The sequence below is a fragment of the Sphingomonas sp. PvP056 genome (assembly GCF_040549155.1).
Taxonomy (GTDB): Bacteria; Pseudomonadota; Alphaproteobacteria; order Sphingomonadales; family Sphingomonadaceae; genus Sphingomonas.
This window is the reverse complement of record NZ_JBEPST010000007.1, coordinates 1-23,075: the sequence shown is the minus strand read 5'-3', so window position 1 is coordinate 23,075 and position 23,075 is coordinate 1. Positions and strand designations below refer to the sequence as shown.

General features: G+C 61.3%; 21 protein-coding genes. 12 read left to right on the top strand and 9 right to left on the bottom strand.

Annotation, left to right across the window (positions count from 1 at the left end; all coding sequences use genetic code 11):
* Positions 1 to 372 precede the first annotated feature (372 nt).
* Both ABIC17_RS15905 and ABIC17_RS15900 read left to right on the top strand, forming a co-directional pair.
* The gene (locus ABIC17_RS15905) at positions 373 to 849 is read left to right on the top strand and encodes a hypothetical protein (protein WP_354283422.1); all 477 of its coding nucleotides are present in this window, start codon (positions 373 to 375) and stop codon (positions 847 to 849) included.
* Positions 850 to 982: 133 nt separating this feature from the next.
* Positions 983 to 1,195 carry a hypothetical protein gene (locus tag ABIC17_RS15900; RefSeq protein WP_354283420.1) on the top strand — a complete coding sequence of 71 codons (213 nt, stop codon included), beginning with the start codon at positions 983 to 985 and terminating at the stop codon, positions 1,193 to 1,195.
* A 16-nt stretch (positions 1,196 to 1,211) separates the two neighbouring features.
* On the opposite strand, the gene ABIC17_RS15895 is transcribed toward ABIC17_RS15900, so the two are convergent.
* From ABIC17_RS15895 to ABIC17_RS15880, 4 genes are all read right to left on the bottom strand, one after another.
* On the bottom strand, positions 1,212 to 1,619 hold the full coding sequence (locus ABIC17_RS15895) for a response regulator (RefSeq protein ID WP_353447062.1): 408 nt from the start codon (positions 1,617 to 1,619) through the stop codon (positions 1,212 to 1,214).
* A 38-nt stretch (positions 1,620 to 1,657) separates the two neighbouring features.
* Complete coding sequence (locus ABIC17_RS15890) at positions 1,658 to 1,843, bottom strand: hypothetical protein (protein WP_354283418.1); 186 nt, start codon at positions 1,841 to 1,843, stop codon at positions 1,658 to 1,660.
* 112 nt (positions 1,844 to 1,955) lie between these two features.
* On the bottom strand, positions 1,956 to 2,381 hold the full coding sequence (locus ABIC17_RS15885; RefSeq protein WP_354283416.1) for a type II toxin-antitoxin system VapC family toxin: 426 nt from the start codon (positions 2,379 to 2,381) through the stop codon (positions 1,956 to 1,958).
* On the bottom strand, positions 2,381 to 2,629 hold the full coding sequence (locus ABIC17_RS15880; protein WP_354283414.1) for a type II toxin-antitoxin system Phd/YefM family antitoxin: 249 nt from the start codon (positions 2,627 to 2,629) through the stop codon (positions 2,381 to 2,383). Before ABIC17_RS15880 ends, ABIC17_RS15885 begins: the two co-directional genes overlap by 1 nt.
* A gap of 132 nt (positions 2,630 to 2,761) precedes the next feature.
* Between ABIC17_RS15880 and ABIC17_RS15875 the strand changes: the two genes are divergently transcribed.
* On the top strand, positions 2,762 to 3,253 hold the full coding sequence (locus ABIC17_RS15875) for a hypothetical protein (RefSeq protein ID WP_354283412.1): 492 nt from the start codon (positions 2,762 to 2,764) through the stop codon (positions 3,251 to 3,253).
* Positions 3,254 to 3,267: 14 nt separating this feature from the next.
* On the opposite strand, the gene ABIC17_RS15870 is transcribed toward ABIC17_RS15875, so the two are convergent.
* A complete protein-coding gene (locus ABIC17_RS15870; protein WP_354283410.1) occupies positions 3,268 to 3,462 on the bottom strand; it encodes a hypothetical protein in 195 nt (64 codons plus the stop codon).
* Positions 3,463 to 5,202: 1,740 nt separating this feature from the next.
* Between ABIC17_RS15870 and ABIC17_RS15865 the strand changes: the two genes are divergently transcribed.
* From ABIC17_RS15865 to ABIC17_RS15855, 3 genes are all read left to right on the top strand, one after another.
* Positions 5,203 to 6,282, top strand: a complete 1,080-nt coding sequence (locus ABIC17_RS15865; protein WP_354283854.1) for a replication initiation protein — start codon at positions 5,203 to 5,205, stop codon at positions 6,280 to 6,282.
* 163 nt (positions 6,283 to 6,445) lie between these two features.
* On the top strand, positions 6,446 to 7,648 hold the full coding sequence (locus ABIC17_RS15860) for an AAA family ATPase (RefSeq protein ID WP_354283409.1): 1,203 nt from the start codon (positions 6,446 to 6,448) through the stop codon (positions 7,646 to 7,648).
* Positions 7,649 to 7,694: 46 nt separating this feature from the next.
* Positions 7,695 to 8,705 carry a ParB/RepB/Spo0J family partition protein gene (locus tag ABIC17_RS15855; RefSeq protein ID WP_354283407.1) on the top strand — a complete coding sequence of 337 codons (1,011 nt, stop codon included), beginning with the start codon at positions 7,695 to 7,697 and terminating at the stop codon, positions 8,703 to 8,705.
* A gap of 66 nt (positions 8,706 to 8,771) precedes the next feature.
* On the opposite strand, the gene ABIC17_RS15850 is transcribed toward ABIC17_RS15855, so the two are convergent.
* Positions 8,772 to 9,278, bottom strand: coding sequence for a hypothetical protein (locus ABIC17_RS15850; protein ID WP_354283405.1), 507 nt, complete (start codon positions 9,276 to 9,278; stop codon positions 8,772 to 8,774).
* A 674-nt stretch (positions 9,279 to 9,952) separates the two neighbouring features.
* Between ABIC17_RS15850 and ABIC17_RS15845 the strand changes: the two genes are divergently transcribed.
* Entirely contained in the window at positions 9,953 to 11,191 is a 1,239-nt protein-coding gene (locus ABIC17_RS15845) for a site-specific integrase (RefSeq protein WP_354283403.1), read from the top strand.
* 163 nt (positions 11,192 to 11,354) lie between these two features.
* Here the strand turns inward: ABIC17_RS15845 and ABIC17_RS15840 are convergent, their stop codons facing one another.
* The gene (locus tag ABIC17_RS15840; RefSeq protein WP_354283402.1) at positions 11,355 to 12,299 is read right to left on the bottom strand and encodes a polysaccharide deacetylase family protein; all 945 of its coding nucleotides are present in this window, start codon (positions 12,297 to 12,299) and stop codon (positions 11,355 to 11,357) included.
* A gap of 552 nt (positions 12,300 to 12,851) precedes the next feature.
* Positions 12,852 to 13,544 (bottom strand): PEPxxWA-CTERM sorting domain-containing protein, encoded by a 693-nt coding sequence (locus ABIC17_RS15835; protein ID WP_354283400.1) that lies wholly within the window; start codon positions 13,542 to 13,544, stop codon positions 12,852 to 12,854.
* 335 nt (positions 13,545 to 13,879) lie between these two features.
* On the opposite strand from ABIC17_RS15835, the gene ABIC17_RS15830 reads away from it, so the two are divergent.
* From ABIC17_RS15830 to ABIC17_RS15815, 4 genes are all read left to right on the top strand, one after another.
* Positions 13,880 to 16,765 (top strand): DUF8508 domain-containing protein, encoded by a 2,886-nt coding sequence (locus ABIC17_RS15830; RefSeq protein WP_354283398.1) that lies wholly within the window; start codon positions 13,880 to 13,882, stop codon positions 16,763 to 16,765.
* Positions 16,766 to 16,904: 139 nt separating this feature from the next.
* A complete protein-coding gene (locus tag ABIC17_RS15825) occupies positions 16,905 to 18,629 on the top strand; it encodes a type I secretion system permease/ATPase (protein WP_354283852.1) in 1,725 nt (574 codons plus the stop codon).
* Entirely contained in the window at positions 18,626 to 19,990 is a 1,365-nt protein-coding gene (locus ABIC17_RS15820) for an HlyD family type I secretion periplasmic adaptor subunit (RefSeq protein ID WP_354283396.1), read from the top strand. Before ABIC17_RS15825 ends, ABIC17_RS15820 begins: the two co-directional genes overlap by 4 nt.
* Before the next feature lie 261 nt (positions 19,991 to 20,251).
* Positions 20,252 to 21,712 carry a CYTH and CHAD domain-containing protein gene (locus ABIC17_RS15815; protein ID WP_354283394.1) on the top strand — a complete coding sequence of 487 codons (1,461 nt, stop codon included), beginning with the start codon at positions 20,252 to 20,254 and terminating at the stop codon, positions 21,710 to 21,712.
* 61 nt (positions 21,713 to 21,773) lie between these two features.
* On the opposite strand, the gene ABIC17_RS15810 is transcribed toward ABIC17_RS15815, so the two are convergent.
* Complete coding sequence (locus ABIC17_RS15810; protein WP_354283392.1) at positions 21,774 to 21,908, bottom strand: hypothetical protein; 135 nt, start codon at positions 21,906 to 21,908, stop codon at positions 21,774 to 21,776.
* A gap of 466 nt (positions 21,909 to 22,374) precedes the next feature.
* Between ABIC17_RS15810 and ABIC17_RS15805 the strand changes: the two genes are divergently transcribed.
* Complete coding sequence (locus ABIC17_RS15805) at positions 22,375 to 22,995, top strand: OB-fold-containig protein (RefSeq protein WP_354283390.1); 621 nt, start codon at positions 22,375 to 22,377, stop codon at positions 22,993 to 22,995.
* Positions 22,996 to 23,075: the final 80 nt, after the last annotated feature.

Here is a 23,075-nt window from a genome sequence, read left to right as displayed (position 1 = left end):
CTGAGCTTTTCCAGTGCGGCGAACGATCGCTTAGGCAACTGACAGCACCGTACCACCACGCTAACCGCGGGCCACCCCGTCGACCGGATCGCGCCGAACTTCGAGCGACCGAACGGCTTCATTCAGTGCGTCATCGACCCTGACCATTTCTTCGTTTCGGAAGCGTTTTTATGAGTCTCCTGCCGGCTTCGCGCGTTTGAGGAATGACGTGTTAAAAGAGGGCAGGGGACACGTCAGGGGGTAGGACCAGACCTTCAGTCTAGGCCGTTGTAAGGTACTGATAATACTCCGTATAATGCGCAACCGCGGCGTCAGATCGTGGGTGTCCATGACAGCAACAAGCAATGCTCGCGACCGGGAAGGACCATCCATATGAACTACGACGAGATGCTACACACGTTGGAGGAGCATCACCGAAGGATCATCGACGGGATTGCCAAAATCGAACGGCACTGCGCAGCGGCGCACCCCGGCAGCGACGCGCTGGCCAGGGATAGGCAGAGCCTCACCAATGCCAGCCTGTCCCGATCACAGTTTGTAAGTGAGACAGTCGTACCTGCATTGCTCGAGGACGCGAATACAGATCTGCGAAGCGCGCTATCCGACCTCCTGGTCGCCTTGACCGCAAAACGGCTGATGTCGAATGCGCACATTGCGAAGTGGACCTATGCGTCAATCGAAGCCGACTGGGCAGGCTATTGCTCCGTAGCCCGCGATATCTGGGCGATGATGAAAACCCAGATTGAGCGCGAACGACGTGTCCTTATCAAGCAATTGCGGTTGCGTTCGGCAGACAAAAAAAGGGCCAGCGTGAGCCGGCCCGGAGAGTTTCTAGGAGAGGATGCCTGAAAGGCGTCCCTATGCTGCAAGTGCGAACACCGTTTTGCAACCGCTAACGGGGTTGAACGCCATATTTTTCGAGCGATATCCCGTTTTGGCTGACCGTTGCGACCCGCACGATGAATCGGCCATCCGGAGGGACATGAGCGACACGCGTATCGGCACGATTGAGCGAGCATTTCAGTTGGCGAAGCAGGGGGCCTGTCGTTCGGTGAGCGATATCCGCGAACGCCTGACTGCTGAAGGCTATCAAGGCGTATTCAGCCACCTGAACGGCATGAGCATCAGGCGTCAGTTGAACGCCGCCCTCGAAGCCCGCGGCGTAGCTGCCACCATGGACACCGACGACGAGTAGGCCCGCATCGTCGTCTTTAAACGGCCGTTTTTAGCGGATCTGGTAGCTTGCCGTCGGGCAGGGTCTCGCGAAGATGGCCATGGATCATCTGCGCATTGAACGGCTTCGAGACGAACGTCGCCTTCTCGGGAAGGTCACCCTCTTTCGGTTGAAGATGACCGCTACCAATGACGATCTCGATCCAGGGATAGTTTTCAGCGACGTGATGGGCGAGCGTGAACCCGTTCGTGTCGCCCGGCATGTCGACGTCCGAGAAGAGCAGGGTGATGGTGTGGGCGTACTCCGGGAGCATAGCGATCGCAGCATCGCCGTCATCCGCCTCATATGTGCGGAAGCCTGCATCTTCGAGAATAGTCGTGACATCCATGAGGATGAAAGGGTCGTCATCGACCGCAAGCGCATAGGGGACTGTGGAGGTTGTCATTTAGACAGAACACGACAGCCGGCAAAACGGGCCAGTTATTATTGCTGATGCCCTTTTCCTCTCATATCTCGACTCCTTGCTTCGATGGCCTCCGCGAGGCGAGCTTCAGCGAGCGTCGCCCCAACTTCTTGGTCAAGCAACGCCAGTGCCATCTTCATCAGGCTCAGCGGTACATCAACCGGCTGCCGATCGGCAAAAGGGGAGTCCGGAAGCGCGTCAGTCATCAAACCTCCAATACCTTGATCGAGATTAGATGGCTTTTGATGAACGCTTCCGAAATCGTGCGCCGGATCCGCGTCGCAACCCTTGGGTCTGCGCATCTCGGAGTGGTGTTGTTCAGTCGGCGAAGGTCCAGGGGTCGAGGAGCGTCACGCCGGTTCCCGTAAAGTCCCCGATGTTTCGGGTGACGACTGTCAGATCATGCGCAAGCCCCGTCGCCGCGATCCACGCGTCGCGCTCGCTTTTGGTTTCCGGGACGTGCAGCCGCGCGCAGCGCAGGGCGATTGTCGTGTCTACAGGCAGAACGCGACCGGAGAACGCTTGCATAACCTTCTCGTGAAGCCAAAGCCGTAACACGCCGGCCTGCCTGGCATCGCGTCGTTCAAGAAGCGCGATGCCAAGCTCGACCTCCATGATCGTAATGACCGAGAGGTACATGTCGGCCTGATCGACGCTGCCCGCCCATACTTCCACGGCCGGATTGATCTTTCCGCTGCGACGTTTGCGCAGCTCGGACAGGACGTTGGTGTCGAGCAGGTACATCAGTCAAATACTGCCGGCCGCGGGATGGATTGCGGTCGCGTGAAGTCGACCTCGATGTCGCCGACCTCGTCCATGTCCAGCGAGTCGAGGATGTTGCCGGGGGGTGCCTTCAGCCGCTCATATTCGGCGAACGGCATCACCGCGATGATCGGCCGACCGCGCTCGGTGATGATGACGGGACCGTCCACGGCCGCGCGCTTGATGCGCCCCGGTTCGCGATTGAAGTCGCGACTGGAAAAAGTTTGCATTTCGGGTTGACCTTATTTGTCGTGACGTACAGACATTGCCGCAGGTGGCGGATTTGTCAATGTTCGTCATGCGGCCATGAAACCGGGCGCGTGACGGTCGGAGGAAGTCCGAGGCCTCACCCGAAGGAGAATATGATGAAGGTCCAGGACATGATGCGGGGGTACGATTACGACCTGCCGCTGCTCGACGTGCTGAACAACAACGAGAAGGACGACAACGGCGATCCGCAGGTGTCGGTCGATCGCAGGGTGCTTGCAGGCGCCACGGTCGGCATCGGCCTCGACGTCGCTTATCTCGCGATCACGGAGTTGCAGGAGGCGTTTACCGCGCTCGCGAGCGACGTCCGCAACACGACGGGATACGGTGAAGGCTACAAGGATATCGAGGAGATCCTGCGCGATAAGAACCCGTACCAGATGCGCCTTTGGTATCTGCTGTACGACACGCCGATCGAGCAGGCGATCACCGAGTTGGCCTGGCTGCAGAGCTTGACGTATCGTCGTGGCCGGATGTGCAACGTTATGCGCGAGCAGAAGCTACCGGTGCTGTACGCGACGAACGCTGACCTGTGTGAAGGCCGCACGGCCCCGCAGATCATAACCAATGTGTCGAGCGCAGGCTGACAACGGAAACCTGGTCAGGCGACCAGGGCGAGAAGACTCTTCGGGTGATGTGGCCGGCACCGGGAGACACAAAAGGGCTGGATGGGATTGTCGGTGCGGACCACAAACTGGTCGACTCCAGTATTTTCGCGAAGCTGAATGGCGACGGCGTAGGCGTTCTCGAATGACGCGAGCGAACTGCGATGAGCCGAGAGTGCAATGACGGTCATGTTGATGTCCCTTCGGGGTTGATGTCCTTCGGGTGAAGTTCTCGGGTGGCGTGCCGTATGGCGAGTGGAACGGCCGGAACGGCTCGTTCATGGGAAATTGAGGATGAACCGTATAACGGGGGGTGGTGGACCGGGATCGTCGCTAACGCGTTGAGCCTGTCTATCCACCGTTTCGACGGGGGATCCTTCGATCGACGGGGTCGGGACCGCTGCTATCGGTTCCGGCCCCGTTATCGTTTCAACGCGAAAGGGCGTTAGTGCAATTCGGACAAGAGCCGCTGCGCAGCTGAGTAAATCTCTTCTTCTTCGCGCCTGGTTAGCCGTTCGAGTGCAGCGTGAAAGCCGGCATGCTCTGGCGGTATACCCGGACCAATTGGCTTGAACGGACCGGGCGTGCCAGTCACCGAAATGGGCGGAATATGCTAAGCGGAGATCAAGCGTCCGCCCGGCGTGCTGAAGCAAAGCCACACCTTCACCTAGTTCGAGCCGTTCACGTTGCTCTCAGCGCTCGACATGGTGACAAGCCGAATCGGCTTGGTTGCAACGACGACGTTCGCGGAAAAAATGGATGGAGTTCAACTCTACAAGTTGTTCGGCCACTCTGTCCGCGAATATCTCCAGGTCGGTGCCTTCTAGCAGGCCCCTGCCTACAAAAGTCTCGAAGCGCTGTTCGAGATCGCGATGGATGAATTGCGCGCGCGAAGAAAGTCCCTGGTCTAAAAGTGTGGACCGAGCCGGTTTCTCCAGTCCAGTTATACAGATACTGTAAGATGTGCGCACTGAGCTGACGATAGCCTTGTGCACCGAGCACGACTCGCAGCCTCGTAGCTTGGGTTATCTTCTCGCTTGTGACCCGATATTGCGCCTTCGTCAGGTTGGCGGCGTCATGGATACCCAGCTTGTTGCAGAGCATCTCGCCGCCGCGGTTAAGCCTAAGGATCGGCCACTGCGCAAGTGCCTCAGGCGGCTTGATCGGCTCGGCAGAGCTCCGCGGCAAGTCGTCGCGACAATTCAATCCGCAGGTTGGCGGTAGCCCCTCCTCGAACTGCACCTCGGCGAAGAGCGTATGAACGGTATGCTGCTCGAGCCCTCCGATCGCGGCCACTTGAGCATCATCGACACGCGCACAAGCCTTAGGGCGTAGCCAGGGCGAGCAGTATGGGATCGATCGATGGCCAGCTCGATCACTCTCTTGTTCGTAAGAATCACTCTATAAAACGACGCTGCTCGCAGCGGAAGGATTCATGATTCAATAGATTCTAATTCGCGGCCGAAAAACGGCGTAGTCTCAGTAGCATACGAGAAGTGGCCTGACCTTGCGGGGGAGTTTCGCTGACCGATTGGGGGCTACATCCTGTCCTGGCGGGGGAAGCTTCCTGACTGATTGGGGTTATCCTGACCATTTGGGGGCAGCGGAAATATCGCGTTCCGATCGGTTTTCCGATCCCAGTTTCGGCGACAAATTTCGCAAAATCGACAGTTTCAGCAACAAGGACGCACGCTCGTCGCGACTCGTGACTTTAATATGGCTTTTCCAGATCTGACACCGTCATTATCCTGACCACTTGGGGGATGCTGAATTCAAAAACGTCCTGACCTGACTTGACGGTGGAGGTCAGGTCAGGCAGCAATCACGCCTCTGACCTCTGATTCTGATCGTGTTATGGCATGGAAGCCGGCGATAGTGAAAGTGTTGTTGTAGTCGAGGAGGCCACCGAGGAGCCGCTTCCGGGCCGTTCGATGCGCGTGGCTGCGGCATTGCGCGCTAAAGGCGGCGACGAGTTCGCAAAGCCGGGCAACATCATCGAGGTGAAGTTCGTCAAAGGCGAATCGCTGAGCCTTACGGCATCGCGATTACTGGCTTTGATGATTTTAACAGCAGGCGGGGATGCTTGGGAAGACAAGCCACACCGAATGCGAAAGGCCGACATTCGCCGCGGCCATAAAGGCAATGAGCGGATCACGGACATGCTCCAGGAACTCCATCGGACACTGTTTGCTGTCGATGACCGATCATGGCGCGGGAAGAAGGCCACCACCCTGTTCTCTCTCATTTCCCGATCGCGGGAAGAAACAGAGGAGGAGGGCGAGGCCGGGTGGATTGAATGGGAATTTACCGCTGATGCTAGAAAACTAATTCAGGCATCCGAGACTTATGCGGTCCTGAACCGTCAGGCAGTCCTCGGTTTTCGCTCGAACTATGCGCTAAAGCTTTATGAACTGGGGGCGCTTCGGCTGCATCGCAGGCAGGCAACATGGCGCGGGGATATGACCGCGCTGCGCGCTGCTCTCGGCATACCTCCCGAAGTTTACACCGATTTTGCGCAGCTTCGACGGAAGGTACTTGAGAAAGCAAAGGCTGAGATTGATCAGCTTGCGCATTTCCGCGTCGAGTGGCGGGAGATCAGGCAGGGTCGGACCGTAGTGGAGATCGAATTCCGGTTTGAACCGAAGGACACACCAGCGCTCATCGCCACCGTCGATGAGCTCGAACGCCATTCCGGTGGGCGTCGACAGCGGCGGGATGGAACGGTCGAAGTGATGACGACGATCGTGCCTGCCATCGCAGAGCAGAAGCCGGCCCCCGTTCCAGCGAAGTCGGCTGAGCTCATCTTTCCGTCGGGATCAATCCGATTTGGAGCAGAGGAGCTTGCGGCGATTGCCCGGCACGACGGCGGGGGCTGGGACATCGATCTGATCGCAGACGGCTTCAGACAGCAAATGGGCGATCGGATTGAGAAGGTTCGAGGAGCAAAATTGCTGAAAGCTTGGACGGGATTTTGTGAGGGTTGGGTTACTCGGCGGGGCAGGGCTTCGTAAAAATTGCACGCGTGCAATTTCGTTTGCCCCCAAAAGGTCAGGATAGCCTCCAGAGCCGACCAGAAGTGCATTTCTCGCCACATCAGCTTTCGCAATTTTTAAGTTTATTGACAAAAAAGCGCAAGTAAGCGCACCATGCCCCAAATTTCAAAAAGGCGGGCATGTGACATCGGCATTGGATATTGAGGGCGCCCAAGACTTAGTGTCGGTGGCGACACTCGCTGCCCGCACGTCGTCGGTGCTCGAGAAGCTCCGGGATTCTGCGCGGAGTGCTCGTGCTGGTGATCGACGCGAACCCACATTTACCATAAGCAAGGCCGCCGAGCTGGTGGGGCGAACGGCCGCTGCAATCCGAGATGCCGAAAAAGATGGTCGGCTTCCAGAGCCTGTGCGCGGCGAGAATAACCGGCGGGAGCGATACACGCTTGCTCAGATTAACGACATGCGGGGGGTGTTCGGGACGCGGCCTTATCGCACCGCTGAAGATCCGTGCTGCGTCGTTGCGGTCCAGAACTTCAAGGGCGGCGTCGGGAAATCGACACTCGCGGTCCACCTTGCCCAGTACCTGGCAATTCACGGGTATCGCGTCGCATTGATTGACTGCGACAGCCAGGCGTCCGCGACAACACTTTTTGGGTATGTCCCCGATCTGGATCTTACGGAGGATGACACGCTCTATCCGTTCCTGCGGGAAGAGGAGCGGACATCGCTCGATTACGCGCTGCGCAAAACGCACTTCGACGGACTTGAGCTAATTCCGGCTAATTTGCGGTTGTTCAACTCTGAATACGAACTGGCAGCGAGGATGGCACGTGGCAGCGGCGAACTGCTCGATCGCCTGAGGGTAGGCATCGACAGCATTTCGGATAGGTTCGACGTGATCGTGATGGACCCGCCCCCCGCGCTCGGCGCTATCTCGCTTTCAGTCCTTCGCGCCGCCAATGCACTCATTGTGCCGGTGCCGCCGACGGTGATGGACTTTTCCTCAACCGCAGCATTTCTGTCGATGCTCGACGAGACGATCGAACAGCTGACGGAACGCGGCCTAGCTCCCGATCTGCAGTTCCTTCGGTTTGTCGCGTCGAAGGTCGACGAGAACAAGTCGATGCAGAAAGAACTGCTCAACCTCATGCGAACCCTTTTCGGGCATGCCATGATCCGCACGCCGCTAAAGGATTCCGCCGAAATCGACAACGCTACGGCGCGATTAATGACGGTCTATGAGTTAGACGGGCCAGCCACCAGCTCGCAGGTTCGTAACCGATGCCTCGCCTATCTCGACGGTGTAAATCAGGAAATCGAGGTGGATGTGCGGTCGATGTGGCCAAGCCATCGTGCCCGCTTGCGCCAGGAGGCACTGGCGTGAAAACGCGAAATTGCACGCGTGCAATTTGCGAGAACCGGAGGGCCGCATGAGCGGGAAGAACAGTGGATTTGCAGCCGATCTAGCTGCCGGAATCGACCTCAGCAATGAGGCCGCGCCGAGACGTAGCGGGATCGCAAACAATGTCCTCACGGGGCGAAGCAACCGAATTGCGGAACTCGCTTCGGGTGCCGTGATCACCCGGACCCACGAACTGGTCGATCCAGCACGCTGTCGCATGTGGTCCGGCCATAATCGCGAATATGGGTTGCTGAACGAGCAACGCTGCGAAGATTTGATCGAGAGCATCAAGGCGCAGGGTCGGCAGGAGATGCCAGCCATCGTCCGCCGCGTTTCGGGCGATCCGGATTGCGACTTCGAGGTAATCTGCGGAGCGCGCCGCCACTGGACGATCAGCTGGCTCCGGTCGCACAACTATCCAGACTTCAAATTCCTCGTCGACATTCGAGAAATCGGCGATGAGGAAGCGTTTCGGCTGGCTGACATCGAAAACCGAGCGCGCGACGATCTTACCGACCTTGAGCGCGCGCGCGATTATCTCCGGGCGCTCGACGCATATTATGGTGGGCGCCAGAAGACGATGGCGGAGAGGATCAACGTTAGTGAAAGCTGGCTGACTCGGTATCTTGATCTGGCGCGCCTGCCCGAGGCCTTAATGGCGGCATTCCTGGAGCCGCAGTCGCTTACGATCCGAAACGTGATCGCTTTGAAGCCACTACTGAAGCCAGAGGAAAAGAGAGCCAGGGTGTTTCAGGAGGCGGCAACGCTAAGGAAGCGGCAGATCGACACCGGAACCCCGATGGCTGTCCTTGATATCATCCGGGCATTAAGCGCAGCTGCGCCCCCCCCCAAGAAGTCAGGATCCCCCAAGAGGTCAGGATCGGTCCAGACCATCTCGTCGTCTAGGGGGAAGGCTGTTCTTCGGATCGAAAGCGCCGATCGCAAGGGTGTCCGTCTGACGCTGTTACATAAAAGTGGAGCTTCGCGGGAAGACGCGGAGAAGGCGATACGAGAGGTGCTCGACCAGCACTGGACGTAAGGGAGATACCAGGACTCGATGCGTTGAGCTTTGCGCGACGCGTCCTTCTGGGCGGTGAAGTTGAATCTAGGAGATTGGCTCTCCCGCAGGACCGATCACACCGATCTTCTCGAGGACGAGATCTAGAGCCGCCATCTCGCGATCGAAAGCCGTCAAGATTGGTTCGAGCTCCGTCATCTGTCGCGGGGCGGCGCGAGGTCGTCCGACCGGTCGGGTGACGTACCCGAACGCTATTGCGATATCCGGGGCCATATAGGCGCGCCAAGCCATTCGACCGCTGACCTCGGCGAGCAGTTCGAGGTCCGCGGCGCGTGCAAGCAGCTTTCCGGCGCCCGAAAGTGTCATGTTTAAACGCTGTGCAATTTGACGCGGGCTCACCACCGGCGCGAACTGAACCAGAGCGGCGAGTTCCAGAAGCCTCCCAGGCCGGTACGCGGCACGGATCGCTTCGGCTGTCCGCAGCCGGTGATCCTCAAGCGCCTGGAGTCGATCAAGAGCCTCGTCGGCGCGATCGGCAAGACCACGCAGGTTGCGTACGATGATGGCCTCGCCCTCGCGCGGAGCGAGGCGCATCGCCTTATCCCCGACTGTGAGACACGGGAGCGTTGCCCGAGTGATGGCCATCGAGCGGAGCAGGACGGGGAACGTCAGCCACGGAGCGATGGTAGCGTCGGCTCGCGCATGATGCGCGGTGACCTCAAGAGTCCGAAGCAGCACGGGGCGCCGGTTCCAGTCCTCGCCCACGGCGGTCGGCATAGTGGCAATGTCCCGCCAATAGTGCGGCTCGCGTTGCCGCAACCGCGCTTGCCATTCGTGCAAGGCCCCGGGATCTTCCGTATGGGTCGGGATCAGCGGTCGACCGGGGAGTTTGATCGCACATTCCCGACCGAAAATGTCGATTTCGTCAATTTCAACAGACTGCCCCCTGAGCGCTGTAGCATACCCCGTCCAGGAAGCCCGAATCGCCCACGGTGCAGCGACCGGACTGACGCAAACACGGGCATCTAGCCTGCCTATGGTCGCCGCGGCGCGCTCAAGAGCAGTCACGAGTTTGGAAGTCCAAACCGGCTTCGAAAGGTCAGGAAGAGCGCGCGTCACAACGTCAACATATCCCGAAAGGCGCGTCTCGGTCTACCTTGGATAGGCTACAGGATTATTCACATGCGATAATTGCAGTTATCGCATAAGCGGAATTGACCATTCTTTATAATGTGCGGTATATGCGTTGCGGAGGAGTAAGGCGCGCAATGGGCACAGAAACCGCGCCGGAAGGGCATAAGACCCCTATTGCGGCACCTGAGGCACGCGTGCCGGCCATCAGGCCGCCGGACGATCTCTCCTGGATGATTGTACAGATGCGTGCGGGCGAGCGCATCGCCGTCAATGAGGCGCTCATCGCCGCTTATCAGGCGGCCTCGTCGCCCCACAGCATACGGGCGGTCAAATCCGACATTGCGGCGTTCGACGTGTGGTGTCGGCACACTAGCCGGATCGCGCTACCGGCGACGGCCGAGACTGTGGCAGACTATCTTGATGCCCGAGCAGGAAAGGGGAGCCGGCCGGCTTCGTTGTCCCGCTACAAGGCGTCGATCGCCAAGATCCACCAGTTGCTTAATCTCAAGGATCCGACGCCCGCCCCGCTGGTCAAGCTGCGGCTAAAGGCTGTACGTCGCAAGGAGGGGACGGCCCAGAAACAGGCGCGGCCGCTCCGGTTCAAAGGCCCAGTGCGCGACGTCGAGCGCGACAAGGCGCGCGGGCTCAATATCCGGGCCTTGCTCGATAGCTGCGGGGATGATCTGCCTGAACTGCGCGATCGCGCACTCCTGTCGACTGCGTATGACACAGGTTTGCGCGCATCTGAGCTGGTGGCGGTCGCCGTCGACCATATTCAGGAAGCGATCGACCCCGAAGCGCGGCTGTTGCAGATCCTGCGACACAAGGGTGATCAGGATGGGGAGGGAGCCACCGCCTATCTCAGCCCGCGGACTGTCGCGGCGATAGCTGCCTGGACCAAGGCGGCCGATATTACAACGGGTCCGCTTTTTCGGCGGGTGCAAGTGCGTCGTTACAAAGCGCGCGCAGCAGTGCGTGGCCGGTCGATCCATAGCATCTCCGGTCGGGAGACGTGGGATCTGCGCAAGACGCATTCCAAACCTGCGATGGAGGCGCGCGTGGCGTATGACGTTGGCATTGTCGCGTTGCATCCAGGCTCGGTCGGACCGATATTCCGATCGATTATCCAGCGCGCGTTTAACCGCAGTGCGTTGCCCGATCTAACTGCGGAGGATATCGCACGACTGCTCAAGGGCATCAGTTCCCACTCGACGCGGATTGGGCTTAACCAGGACCTGTTTGCCAGTGGCGAGGATCTGGCAGGTATTATGGACGCTTTGCGGTGGAAATCACCCCGGATGCCGCTTGCGTACAATCGCAATCTTGCGGCAGAGCAAGGTGCCGCCGGTCGGCTTATGGCCAAGATCGCTTGAGCCCACAAAAGTTGGACCGTCTACCTCCGGACAACATTGGGTGGCAAGCGGACAGGCCGCTTTTAGGAAGGCGGGTGACAATAGCCGACATTACCTGGGGCTGCCGCCTTTCCCGAAAAGGATCAAGTTCTGGAAGTGGCCCGCTCATTGTGCCAACGCCTTGCTATAATCGTACAGCGTCCATTTTTGGCATCTCGTAGTCACCGTCCTCACCCGGATAGCGTAACAGCTTCTCGAAACGGCCATCTGCCTTCGCGAGCGACCAAACTAGGCTTTGCCCAGCGGGCAGCACGTCAGGTTCCATAGCGAACACCGGAGATGCAAAAGCCGTCTTTGCGTCGGTGAGCCGCCAGCCTCGCTTACGGAACATCGAGAGCATATCATCCAGGAACAGGCCGGTGGTTAGCCGATGGTGGAGCAGGATCGTGTGATCGATCGAATGTCCAAAAAGCGACTGCGCCAGACCGTCATAGAAGGTCGCTCGATCCCAAATGTGGTCCAGATAGAAGCGTCGGTATGGGCCGATCTGCGCCTTGGGGTGAGCCTTGAGACGTGCTTTTAGCCGGTTGTCGATATACCAATCTGACGTGTCGATCGTGACATGGGCGTTAGCATACTCATGCTTTTTCAGGAGCGCACGCATTTGGTCCCGGCCTTCTGCCGTTTTTCCCTCGGCCAGAAATGGAAAACGAAAGAGCTTCCGGAAACCGGGATAGTCCGACAGCAACGGCTCGCACTTCATAATATCAGACATCACCTCTTCGGGGTTTTTGCCGCTGAAGTACTGATGGGAGAAACTATGATTGCCGATGATATGGCCGCCATCTGACCAAGCAGATAGGATGCGTGGACTAAGCACCTTATCAACGTACTTTCCCGCGACGAAGCCGCCCGCCTTGATCCGGTGACGCATTAAGGCTGCGCGAATGGCCGCATCGCGTTCCTGACCACTCATTAGAGCAGTGTCCGAGAGATCAAAGTCGTCAATCGTAACTGCGATGCCCGGCGCGCGCACGCCTCGTGCCGACGCCTGTGTTGAATGTGCGGCAGCAAGTCCCAGCGCCGCAAGGCCCGCGAGAACGAAGCGACGATCAGAATGGATGGTCATCCCCGCCTTATGCTGCCTCGCTCCTCAGGCTACAACGTTACGCTTTAGATATCAGCGCTAATTAGCACGGCCCTGTCAGCGATAAATGGCACGGCGCGGGATTCTAGAATCGATGGTGTTTCGGGAATGTCCGGGTTTGGTGGAAAGCGGAACGGCCGCTTTCGGGTGGAAATCGGCATAAGAGGACGTTCGTTCAGAGACCTGGGCAGGGGGACTACACTGCCATTTTGGGTGATGGCGTGGACGCCCCCCCCCCCCCGACGGCATCGATGTGCGAAAGTGGGTTGTCCCAATCAATAAGGCACGGAGGGGGGCGACTAGACGCCGTGATCAACATGTTCATGTTAGTAACAAAAGCAGGCAGCGGTGGTACGTGTCAGAGCGGGCGGCAAGCTACCAAGTCAGGCGCGACTAGGCGGGGTTATGAAGCTCTCAATACCATGCGACCGAACCCCACGGTAACGATCTTTGGTCGAAGTCCAATGAACGCAAAAAGGGGCGCGCCGCAATGACTGCGGCACGCCCCTCCCGAGCAGCAAAGCCACCACGCGTTCAGGCGAAGCGGACGCCCGTGGCGCGACGGCGATAGCGCAAACTGCCACCGATCAGGCCGAAGCCCGCCAGCATCATGGCCCAGGTCGCGGTCTCGGGCACGGCGGCGACCGGTGCCGCCATGCTGGTGAAGCGGAAGTTCGCGTCGCAGATGTTGCGCGAGCATATCGTGTCGCCTGCGTTGTTCCGGATCACTGCGCCGCCCGCATAGGCATCGTTCGCGGTATCGTTCGCGGGGTTGGTCGCAGCAGCGGTATTCGGGCTGAACACCAGCGCGAGATACGATGCGGACGTCGTTACCACCGCACTATAGGTCTCCCCGGGGGTCAGCGCGACGCTGCCGCTGAAGACGTCATAGTAAGCAAAGGACGGGTTCGTCCGGAATTGCAGGCCGTTCAGCAGCGTCGTGCTGCTCGCCAACGTCGCGCCGCCCGACGAAAGAAGCGAGAAGGTGACGCTGGCGCTGGTGTTGGCCCGAACGCTCGAGGCGAACTGGAAAGCGAACCCGGTCAGCAGCGAGTCGCTGGTGCTGAACGTCTGGCCCATCGACGTCGCGCCATTGACGGTAACGCCGTTGCTAAGGATGGCGCCGGTCCGCACGCCGGTGACACCACCGAAAGTCGTTGCCGCGGATGCTGAGCCCGCGGTGCAGGCGAGGAGTGCAGCGGAAAGACAAGCAAGCGAACGAATCATGAGAAAAACCCCTAAACAGCGATACATACTGTAGCAGTTTGAGTCCCTATCCGCGGTTTGTTTCAGTTAGGCGACAGCGGTCCGGGATATTCTTCAACGGTACGACGGTCGCATGTCCCGTTAGTCAGACATTCGAAACAATGCTCACGCAACGGGACGATGGCTTGCCGCAGCGCCGGTTTCGATACATGTTAAAATACGGTTTATGAAGCATTTTTCACATCTGTGTCACATGCGCCTCGTAGCCGGCAAATCCAGCGCGTGATTGCGGACCTTTGCACCGAACGAGTCGGATGCGTGGGTCGGCAGAGTTAAGGCGACAGGGGAGTAAGGCGTTGACAACCACCTATTGGAATCTCGGCAGCAGCGACCTTCTGCAGGATTGGTCGAACCTCGGGCTGATCACCAGCAACAACGATTGGTCGGGCGTGCCGTCGATCATGGGCTTCCGGGGCGACGGCCTGCTATCGGGCACGGGCGTCGATCCGCGCACCGTCACCGGTACCAGCACGGTGGTCAGCGTCAGCGCCAATCAGGCCAACCCCAACACCTTCACGACCGGCGGCGTCGCCGAGTTCCAGATCGCCAATCCGACGATCGGCCTCACCGGATCGGGCACCGCAGCCGCACCCTATCTCGCGCTGTATCTTGATGCGACCGGGCGACAGGGCGTCACGCTGTCATTCACGCTGCGTGATCTCGAAAATGGCGTCGACAATGCGGTCCAGCAGGTCGCGGTGCAATATCGTCTTGGCGACACCGGGGCGTGGTCAAACGTCCCGGGCGGCTATGTCGCCGATGCGACGTCCGGCCCCAACAGCTTCGGCGCGGATATCCCCGTTTCGGTAACGCTGCCGTCCGACGCTAACAATGCCGCGACGCTGCAGGTCCGCGTGATCACGACCAACGCAGTCGGCAATGACGAATGGGTCGGGGTCGACGACATCAAGGTCACCAGCAACGGCAGCGTCGGGGTCGTCCCCGGCGTGCTGAGCATCAGCGACGCGAGCACGACCGAGGGCGACGCGGGGAGCCAGATGATCGACTTCACCGTCTCGCGCGTTGGCGGCGCGAGCGGCGCGGTCGAGGCGACCTATTCCGTCCTGCTGCCCGGCGGCAATGGCGGCGCGGACGCCAACGACTTCGGCACGACCGCCTTCACCGGCGTCGTCTCGTTCGCCGACGGCCAGTCGACCGCGACGATCTCGCTCCCTGTGCTGGGCGACCACGCGCCCGAGCCGAACGAGACGTTCAGCATCACCCTGTCGAACGCGACCGGCGGCGCGACGATCGACCGCGCGACCGCGACCGGCACGATCCTCAATGACGACATCCTGCCGCTCCAGATCGGCCAGATCCAGGGCGAAGGGCAACGCTCTGCGTTCGAGGGCCAGACGATCGTGACCGAGGGGATCATCACCGCGGTCGACAGCAACGGCTTCTACATTCAGGACAGGGGCGACGGGAACAGCCGTACGTCGGACGCGGTGTTCGTCTTTACCGGTGCCGCGCCGCAGGACGTCTTTCTCGGCGACCTCGTCTCGGTGCAGGGCGTCGTGAACGAGTTCCGCGCGGGGACGGGCGGCCTGTCGGTCACCCAGATCAGCGCGCCGATCGTCAACTTCGTCGCGTCCGACTATCAGCTCCCCGACGCGGTGCTGATCGGCGAGGGTGGGCTCACCCCGCCGAGCCGCGTGATCGATAACGATGGCCTCACCAGCTACGACCCCACCACCGACGGGATCGATTTCTGGGAATCGCTCGAGGGGATGCGCGTCACGATCGACGCGCCGCTCGTCGTGTCGAACACCACCAGCGACACCTTTGCCGAAACCGACGTCGTGGCGTCGCTTGGCAAGGGCGCGACCGGGATCAACGATCGCGGCGGGATCACCATTTCGGACGGCGACTTCAACCCGGAGAAGATCCAGCTCCAGGGCGACAGGACGATCTTTGCCGGCTTCACCGCGGGCTATTCGGTCGGCGACCAGCTCAGCAGCGTGACCGGCATCGTCAACTATGCCGCCGCGCGCTACGAAGTGCTGGTGACCGAGGCGGTCACCGTGACCAAGGACGTATCGCTCGCCAGGGAAGTCACGACGCTGACCGGCGACGCGACGCATCTGTCGATGGCGACTTACAACGTCGAGAACCTCGATCCGTCGGACGGCAAGTTCGACGTGCTGGCGTCGAACATCGTCTACAACCTGCGCGCTCCCGACATCATCGCGCTCCAGGAGATCCAGGATGCGGACGGCGCGGGCAACGGCAGCGATTATTCGGGCGTCAAGACCGCGCAGGGCCTGATCGATGCGATCGCGGCGATCGACGGCGGGCGCTATGGCTATGTCGAAGTCGCGCCGACCGCCAACAACACCACCGGCGGCGAACCCAATGGTAACATCCGCGGCGGCTATCTCTACAATCTCGACCGCGTGACCTATGTCGAGGGCAGCGCCGAGCTGATCGACGGTCCGGCGTACAACAATACGCGCAAGCCGCTCGTCGCGGACTTCCTGTTCCACGGCGAGACCGTTACCGCGATCAACGTCCATCTGACGTCGCGCGGGGGCAGCGACCCCTTGTGGGGCGCGACCCAGCCGCCCGCCGATGCCGGTGACGCGGCACGCACCGCGCAGGCCGCCGGGGTGAAAGCGTATATCAACGCGCATCTCGCGGACGACCCCGACCTCAACATCGCAGTGTTGGGTGACTGGAACGGGTTCGCCTGGGAAGAAGCGCAGACCCAGCTGACCGATCCCGCAAAGGGCGGTGCCATGACCGATCTGGCCACCTTGCTGTCGGTCGAGGAACGTTACAGCTATATGTTCGAGGGCAACGCGCAGCAGCTCGACCATATTCTCGTGACCGACTCACTGGCCGCCAACGCGCAATATGATGCGGTCCACATCAACGCGCAGTTTGGCGGGGATCGCCCGACCGATCATGATCCTCAGCTCGCCGTGTTCGACTTCGGCAATGTCATCGCACGGACAACTGTGGCGTCGGTCGAGCAGGACAGCGGCATGCACCAGGGTTTCGATTTTGGTACCGCACCGGTCGCTGCAACGGCGGATGATGTGTTCGCCTGGGAGCCCGACGCTGTGGCTGCGGTAACGCAGGACGGCGCCGGCAGCACCGCGGGTCCGCAGGTCGACAGCTTTGGTTACGACCACCACCTGTACGCCCTGACGTCCGTCGATGACATTCATCTGGTGTGATAAATGCTCCCCCGATTCCGCGAGGGATCGGGGGAGCAGCGTATAATCGATGACCGACATTGCAACGCCAGCCACGCAGGCTCTGCCATCCGGGGCATGGTCCCCGACGCCTCCCGGCGACGCATCGTTTCATGGGCGAATGCGCGACGCGTTGCAGCTTTGCCGCAGGCACCTGATCGCCGCGGCAGCGTTCAGCGCGCTCGTCAATTTGCTGTATATCGCCCCGACGTTGTACATGCTGCAGGTATACGACCGGGTCGTGCCGACGAAGGGATTGCAGACGCTCGGGTTCCTGACTGCGGCGCTGTTGTTCGCGCTGGGATGCCTCGCGTTGCTCGACCGGATCCGCAGCCGGTTGCTGGTGCGCGCGGGCGTGCTGCTGGACGCGGTGGTCGCGCCCGCGCTGCTCGATGCGACGCTTGGCCGGCCCGAATCCCCCGTCGCGCGACAGGCGCTGCGCGAACTCGACGTTATTCGCGGGACCCTGACCGGGCCGGGAATCCTCGCGCTGTTCGATGCGCCGTGGACGCCGATCTATATCTTCGTCTGTTTTCTGGTGCACCCGTGGATCGGCGTGGTTGCGCTGCTCGGCGGCTTGGTCCTCCCGTTCATTGCTTGGCGCAACGAGCGCGCCACGCGCGACGGGATGATGCGCGCGCAGGATGTCGCGGCGCGGACCTATGCCGCGCAGGATGCTGCGCTCAATGGCCCGGATGGGATAAAGGCACTCGGGATGCGGCGGGCGTTCGTCGCGCGACAGTTGCGGCAGCGGCTTTCGATGCTCGCGTTCCAGACCGAGGCCGGGTTCCAGGCGAGCGGGTATCTCACCGCGACCAAGTTCGTCCGGCTCGCGTTGCAGTCGCTCGCGCTTGGCCTCGGTGCGATGCTGGCAGTCGACAATCGCATCTCGGGGGGCGCGATCTTCGCGGCATCCTTCCTCATCGCACGCGCGCTCGCACCGATCGAGTTGCTCATCGGCAGCTGGAAGCCGCTGATGCAGGCACGCGACGGCTATCGTAACATCGACGCATTGCTCGCCGCCGATCCGTTTCATGCCGCGCCGACGCGGCTGCCTGCGCCGACCGGGACGCTTAAGCTCGAGGGGGTCACGGTGCTCACCGCGTCGCGTGACGCGGCGGTGCTCAATGCGGTGTCCTTCGCGCTCGAGCCCGGCGAAGTGCTCGCGATCGTCGGGCCGTCGGGGTCGGGTAAATCGACGCTGGTCCGCGCAATCGTGGGTGCGCTCCCGCTCGACCGCGGGACGGTGCGGCTCGATGAGGCAAGTCTCCTGGACTGGGATCCCGAACTGCTGGCACGGCACATCGGCTATCTACCACAGGACGCCGCGTTGTTCGAAGGAACGGTGAAGGACAACATCAGCCGGTTCGCGGCCGAAACCGGTGCCGATCCCGCTGCCGTCGACGCGGAAGCGGTCGCGGCGGCGGAAAAGGTCGGCGCGCTGCCGTTGATCCTGCGGCTGAACGGCGGGTTCGATCACAAGCTTCAGCTCGGCGGGCGCGGTGTGTCGGCGGGGCAGGCGCAACGCATCGCACTGGCGCGGGCGGTCTACGGCAATCCCGCGCTGTACGTGCTCGACGAACCCAACGCGCATCTCGATTCCGAGGGCGATGCCGCGCTCAACATGGTGATCGCGCGGTTGAAGGCGGAGGGGCGGACGATCATCGTGGTGTCGCATAAGCTCGGCGTGCTCCCGGTGGTCGACAAAATGCTGGTGCTTCGCGACGGGCGTGCCGAACTGTTCGGCCCGCGTGACGAGGTCCTCGCCAAGATCGCGCCGCCCAATGTGCGCCGGATGGTGCCGCCCGTGTCGGATCTGCCCGCAACACAGGGGGGAGCGGCATGAGCGGCTCTGTCAGCGTGCTACGCGCGGCCGATACACCCGCCGACTATGAGCACCGCCTTGCCGATCCGGGGCGTGACATTCGCAATGGGGCGGCGATCGCGATCGTCTTTTTCGTCCTGTTCCTCGGCTGGGCGGCATTCGCGCGGCTCGATGCGGCGGCCTACGCCCCGGGGGTGCTCGAAGTCTCCGGCCAGCGGCAGACGGTCCAGCACCGCGACGGCGGCGTCGTCGGCGCGATCTACGTGCGCGAGGGGCAGCGGGTCGAACGCGGACAGTTGCTCATCCGGCTCGCGGCATCGGAAGTGCTCGCGCAGGAACGCGCGATGAGTGCACAGGCAATCCGGTTGCTGGCGCAGCGCTCCCGGCTCGAGGCGGAGGAACTGGGGACGGGGGGTCTCGTCACGCCGCCCGAATATGCCACGCTCCCGCCCGAGGACCGCGACGATGCGGCGCTCGCGCTCAAGCTGCAACAGCGCGAGTTGCTGGCCCGGCGCGCGACGCTTGCGGCACAACGCGGGGCGCTCGGGCAGCGGGCGGCGCAGTCGACCGCGCAGGGGCGCGGCTACGACACGCAAGTGGTGTCCGCGCAGGAACAGCTGCGGATCATCGACGAACAGCTGAAAGCGTTAGCGCCGCTGGCGGAAAAGGGGTTCGTTTCGCAGACGCGGCTGCGCGAACTGGAGCGGATGCGCGCCGAACTGGTCGGCCAACGCGGGCAATATTCGGCAAGCGTCGCGCAGACGCAGGGCGCGGCACGCGAAAGCCAGATTACCGCGATCGAGGCAGAACGCACGTTCCGCGAGCGCACCGCCGCCGATCTGCGCGATGTCGAGATCCGCTTAGGAGACGTCCTCCCCAAGCTCGCTTCAGCGCGCGACCAACTGCGCCGCACCGACATCCGCGCGCCTGCGACCGGCGCGGTGATTGCGCTGAGCGTCGTTACGCCCGGCGGCGTCGTATCACCTGGACAGAAGCTGATGGACATCGTTCCGGAGCGGACCCCGCTTAAAATCCAGGCGCGTGTAGCGCCCGACGACGCGGACGATCTGGTCGTTGGGCAGCGCACCCTGGTCAAGTTCCCGGGGTTGCATGAACGGACCCTGCCCGATCTAGAAGGGACGCTGACCCGGCTTTCGGCCGATGTGCTAACTGATGAGAAGACCGGCGCGACCTATTTTACGGGCGAAGTTACGGTGCCGCGTCGACAGCTTGCACTGCTACGCGGCGTAAGGGGAAAGAATTTCGAACTGCGCGCGGGGATGCCGGTCCAGGTGCTCGTCCCGCTGCGGAAGCGAACCGCGTTAAGCTATGCGTTGGAGCCATTGATTGGCGCGTTCTGGGGGGCGTTCCGTGAACATTGAGCGCATCCGGGATGGGCTGACAGAACGGGCGGGCAGAGTTGTACACAGAATCTGTGAGCGAGATTAAAGGGCGTTTCCATGGGCGGTCCGACTGAGGTCAACTACTGCGACATACTAACTTACGGAATGGCCGCGAACGGTCTTGGTCCTTCGTAGCTTGGAGTTTGCGCAGAGATTGCGCTTGCGACTATCCAGGAACCAGCGAACCTATCGCATATTGCTCGGTGTAGAAGGCGTCGTGATTTTGCGGGAAGGTATCTGGTGGCACAGGAAGTCGAACTGAAGCTGGTATTGGACGCCGCGGCGGCCGATGCCTTCGCGGGGTCCGACGTGTTCGATGGCCCGCCGCGTACGCGGCAAATGCAAGCGGTCTATTTCGACACGCCCGATCTGGCGCTTTCGCAAGGCGGCGTCTCGTTGCGCATCCGCCAGTCCGGCGACACGCGCACACAGACGATCAAAGTCGCGGATGCGAAGGCGGCCGGTCTCTTCGCGCGGTCCGAATGGGAAATCGAGGTGGCCGACTTGACCCCGGTCATCGACGACCGGACCCCCATTCCGACGCTGCTCGGCGATGAGGCGGGCACCGTCGCTCCGATCTTCACCGTCGCGGTTGAGCGCCTGACGTGGATCGTCGACAGCGACGAGGCGTCGATCGAACTGGTCTTGGATCGCGGACACGTCTCCGCGGGTGACCGCCAGTCGCCAGTCTGCGAGCTCGAGCTGGAGTTGAAACGGGGAGAGCCCGGTGCCTTGTTTGCGCTGGCCAAGACAATAGCGGCGCATTTTCCGGTCCGCCTTGGCGTAGTGACCAAGTCCGAACGTGGCTACGACCTGCTTCGTCCCGTATCCAAAGCGTTCAAGGCGGAGCGGGTCGCGTTGAGCCGGACCGCATCCGCAGCGGACGCTTTCGAGGCAATCGCCGGCTCGTGCATACGCCAGTACCGCCTGAACGAAACCATCCTGCTCGACCAAGCAGATGCCGAAGCCCTGCATCAGGCGCGCGTGTCGTTGCGTCGGCTGCGGTCCGCCTTTTCAATCTTCAAGTCCTTGCTCGACAGTGACGAGGTGCAGCATTTCAATAGCGAGTTGCGCTGGCTGGGATCGGTGCTGGGCGAAGCGCGCGACCTCGACGTGTTACTGGCGAAGGCGCCGCCCGGCGCTTCGTTGTTCCAGGAGCTCAACCGGGCTTGCGATGCTGCCTATGCCGCGGTCGATACCGCGCTTGGCTCAGACCGGGTTCGCGCCCTGATGCTCGATCTGACGGAATGGCTGGTATGCGGGGCATGGCGCACCGCGCCATCGATGCGCGATGCTCGGGACGCGCCGGCAAGGCAGTTCGCGGCGGAGACGCTGCACAAGCAGCTTCGGCGAGTCAGCAAGCGTGGTAGGTCGCTTGCCACACAGGCGGACGAGGAACGGCACGAAGTCCGCAAAACCGCCAAACGGCTCCGCTATGGCGTGGAGTTTCTCGGCTCGCTATTCCCGGGCAAGAAGCGTGCGCGTCGCTACGGGAAGTTCATGAGATCGCTGGAGAAGCTGCAGGATCAGCTTGGCGCGCTGAACGACATGGCGACTGCGCCAATGGTTCTGGACCGGCTGGGCCTGAGGGATGACCCCGGGGCCAAGAGCTTGCTGGCGCACCGAAAGAAATCGAAGATTATTGACGCCGCAGCCGAGGCGTACGACGATCTCTTGGATCGCAAGACTTTCTGGGGTTAGGGTAGGAGGATTAGCGCCCGGTCGGACGATCGAGCGTCGGCGCGATCGGCTGATCGCCCCTTCAAAGTCCGATGATGAGGCGGCACAGGTTGGGCCGTTCGACGATCGCTGTCAGCATCGCGGCGGCGTCGTCGCGCGAGACTGAGCCATGCGAAATCACGAAATTCACTCGGACGCGGCGAAGTTTCAACCGCATGACTTTTCTTTCGCTGGCTACATGAACGAATGGCAGATTTTAGTAACCTGAGATAGCGCGCGAACGTCCGACTTTGGGTCGGTGAAGTCGGTAGCGTCTTTGTTGTTTGGGTCTTTGGCAGTAAGGAATCTTGAGCCGGAAGGGCTTTTCGCGTGCCTTTCACAGTGTCCTACGGGCAGCATTCCCGTGGTCCGTGGTCCGTGGTCCGTGCTCCGTGGTCCCGTGGTCCCGTGATCATGATGGCGATGTGCTCCGCGTCCTATTATCGTGCTGATCCTGCCAGCGCTTATCCGAACCCGGTCGATCTTACCTCGGCAGGCGTTGCGATCGCCTTGTCGTAGGACTAGCCTCGCCTCGGGGAGTGAAATCATATGGAATTCAAAGACCGGGCGGGATGGCTCTTCGTAACTAAGCGTTTTTGTCCGTCCGCTATCCGTGCGCCGATGCAAAACCAGAGCCACGGCAAATGTTCGCCATCTTCCTGACGCCGGCCTATGCGCCATTCGCGATCTCGTTCATCGTGATGACTGGGATCGGCCTGATCGAGGCGATCGGCCTTGGGCTTGGCCATCTCGATCTCGACGCGGACGTGTCTGCCGACGCCGCTAGCGGCGGCGTGCTAGATTGGCTTGGATTTGGCCATGAATTGCCGATCCTGATCTGGCTCACCTCCTTGCTCGGCTGCTTCACGCTGGCTGGAATCGCCATTCAGCAGGGTGCCGCTGCTATGACCGGCGGCCCGCTGCCCTGGGGCCTCGCTTCGGGTGGCGCGCTGATCGCTGGCGCCGTGCTCAATACGCTTGCCGCCAACGGCCTCGCCCGGGTCATGCCCGGCTTCGAAACCAGCGTGATCTCGACCGACGACTTTCTTCGCCGCCGCGGCACCATCCTTGAAGGCACCGCCCGGCGCGGATCGCCGGCTCGCGCGAAAATCATCGACCAGCACGGCCAAGCGCATTTCATCATGGTCGAGCCGCATGACGACACCGACGCGATCGCTACCGGCGAGACCGCGCTGATCGTCCGCCGCGACGGCAAACTTTTCTACGCGCTGCCCGAAGCCAACGCGCTTCTGCAGTCGATCTGACCACAATCATAACCGGGGAGGGTTTCATGCCCGCACAGCTTCTGAACGTCCTGATCTATGCCGGTATCGTGCTGTTCGCG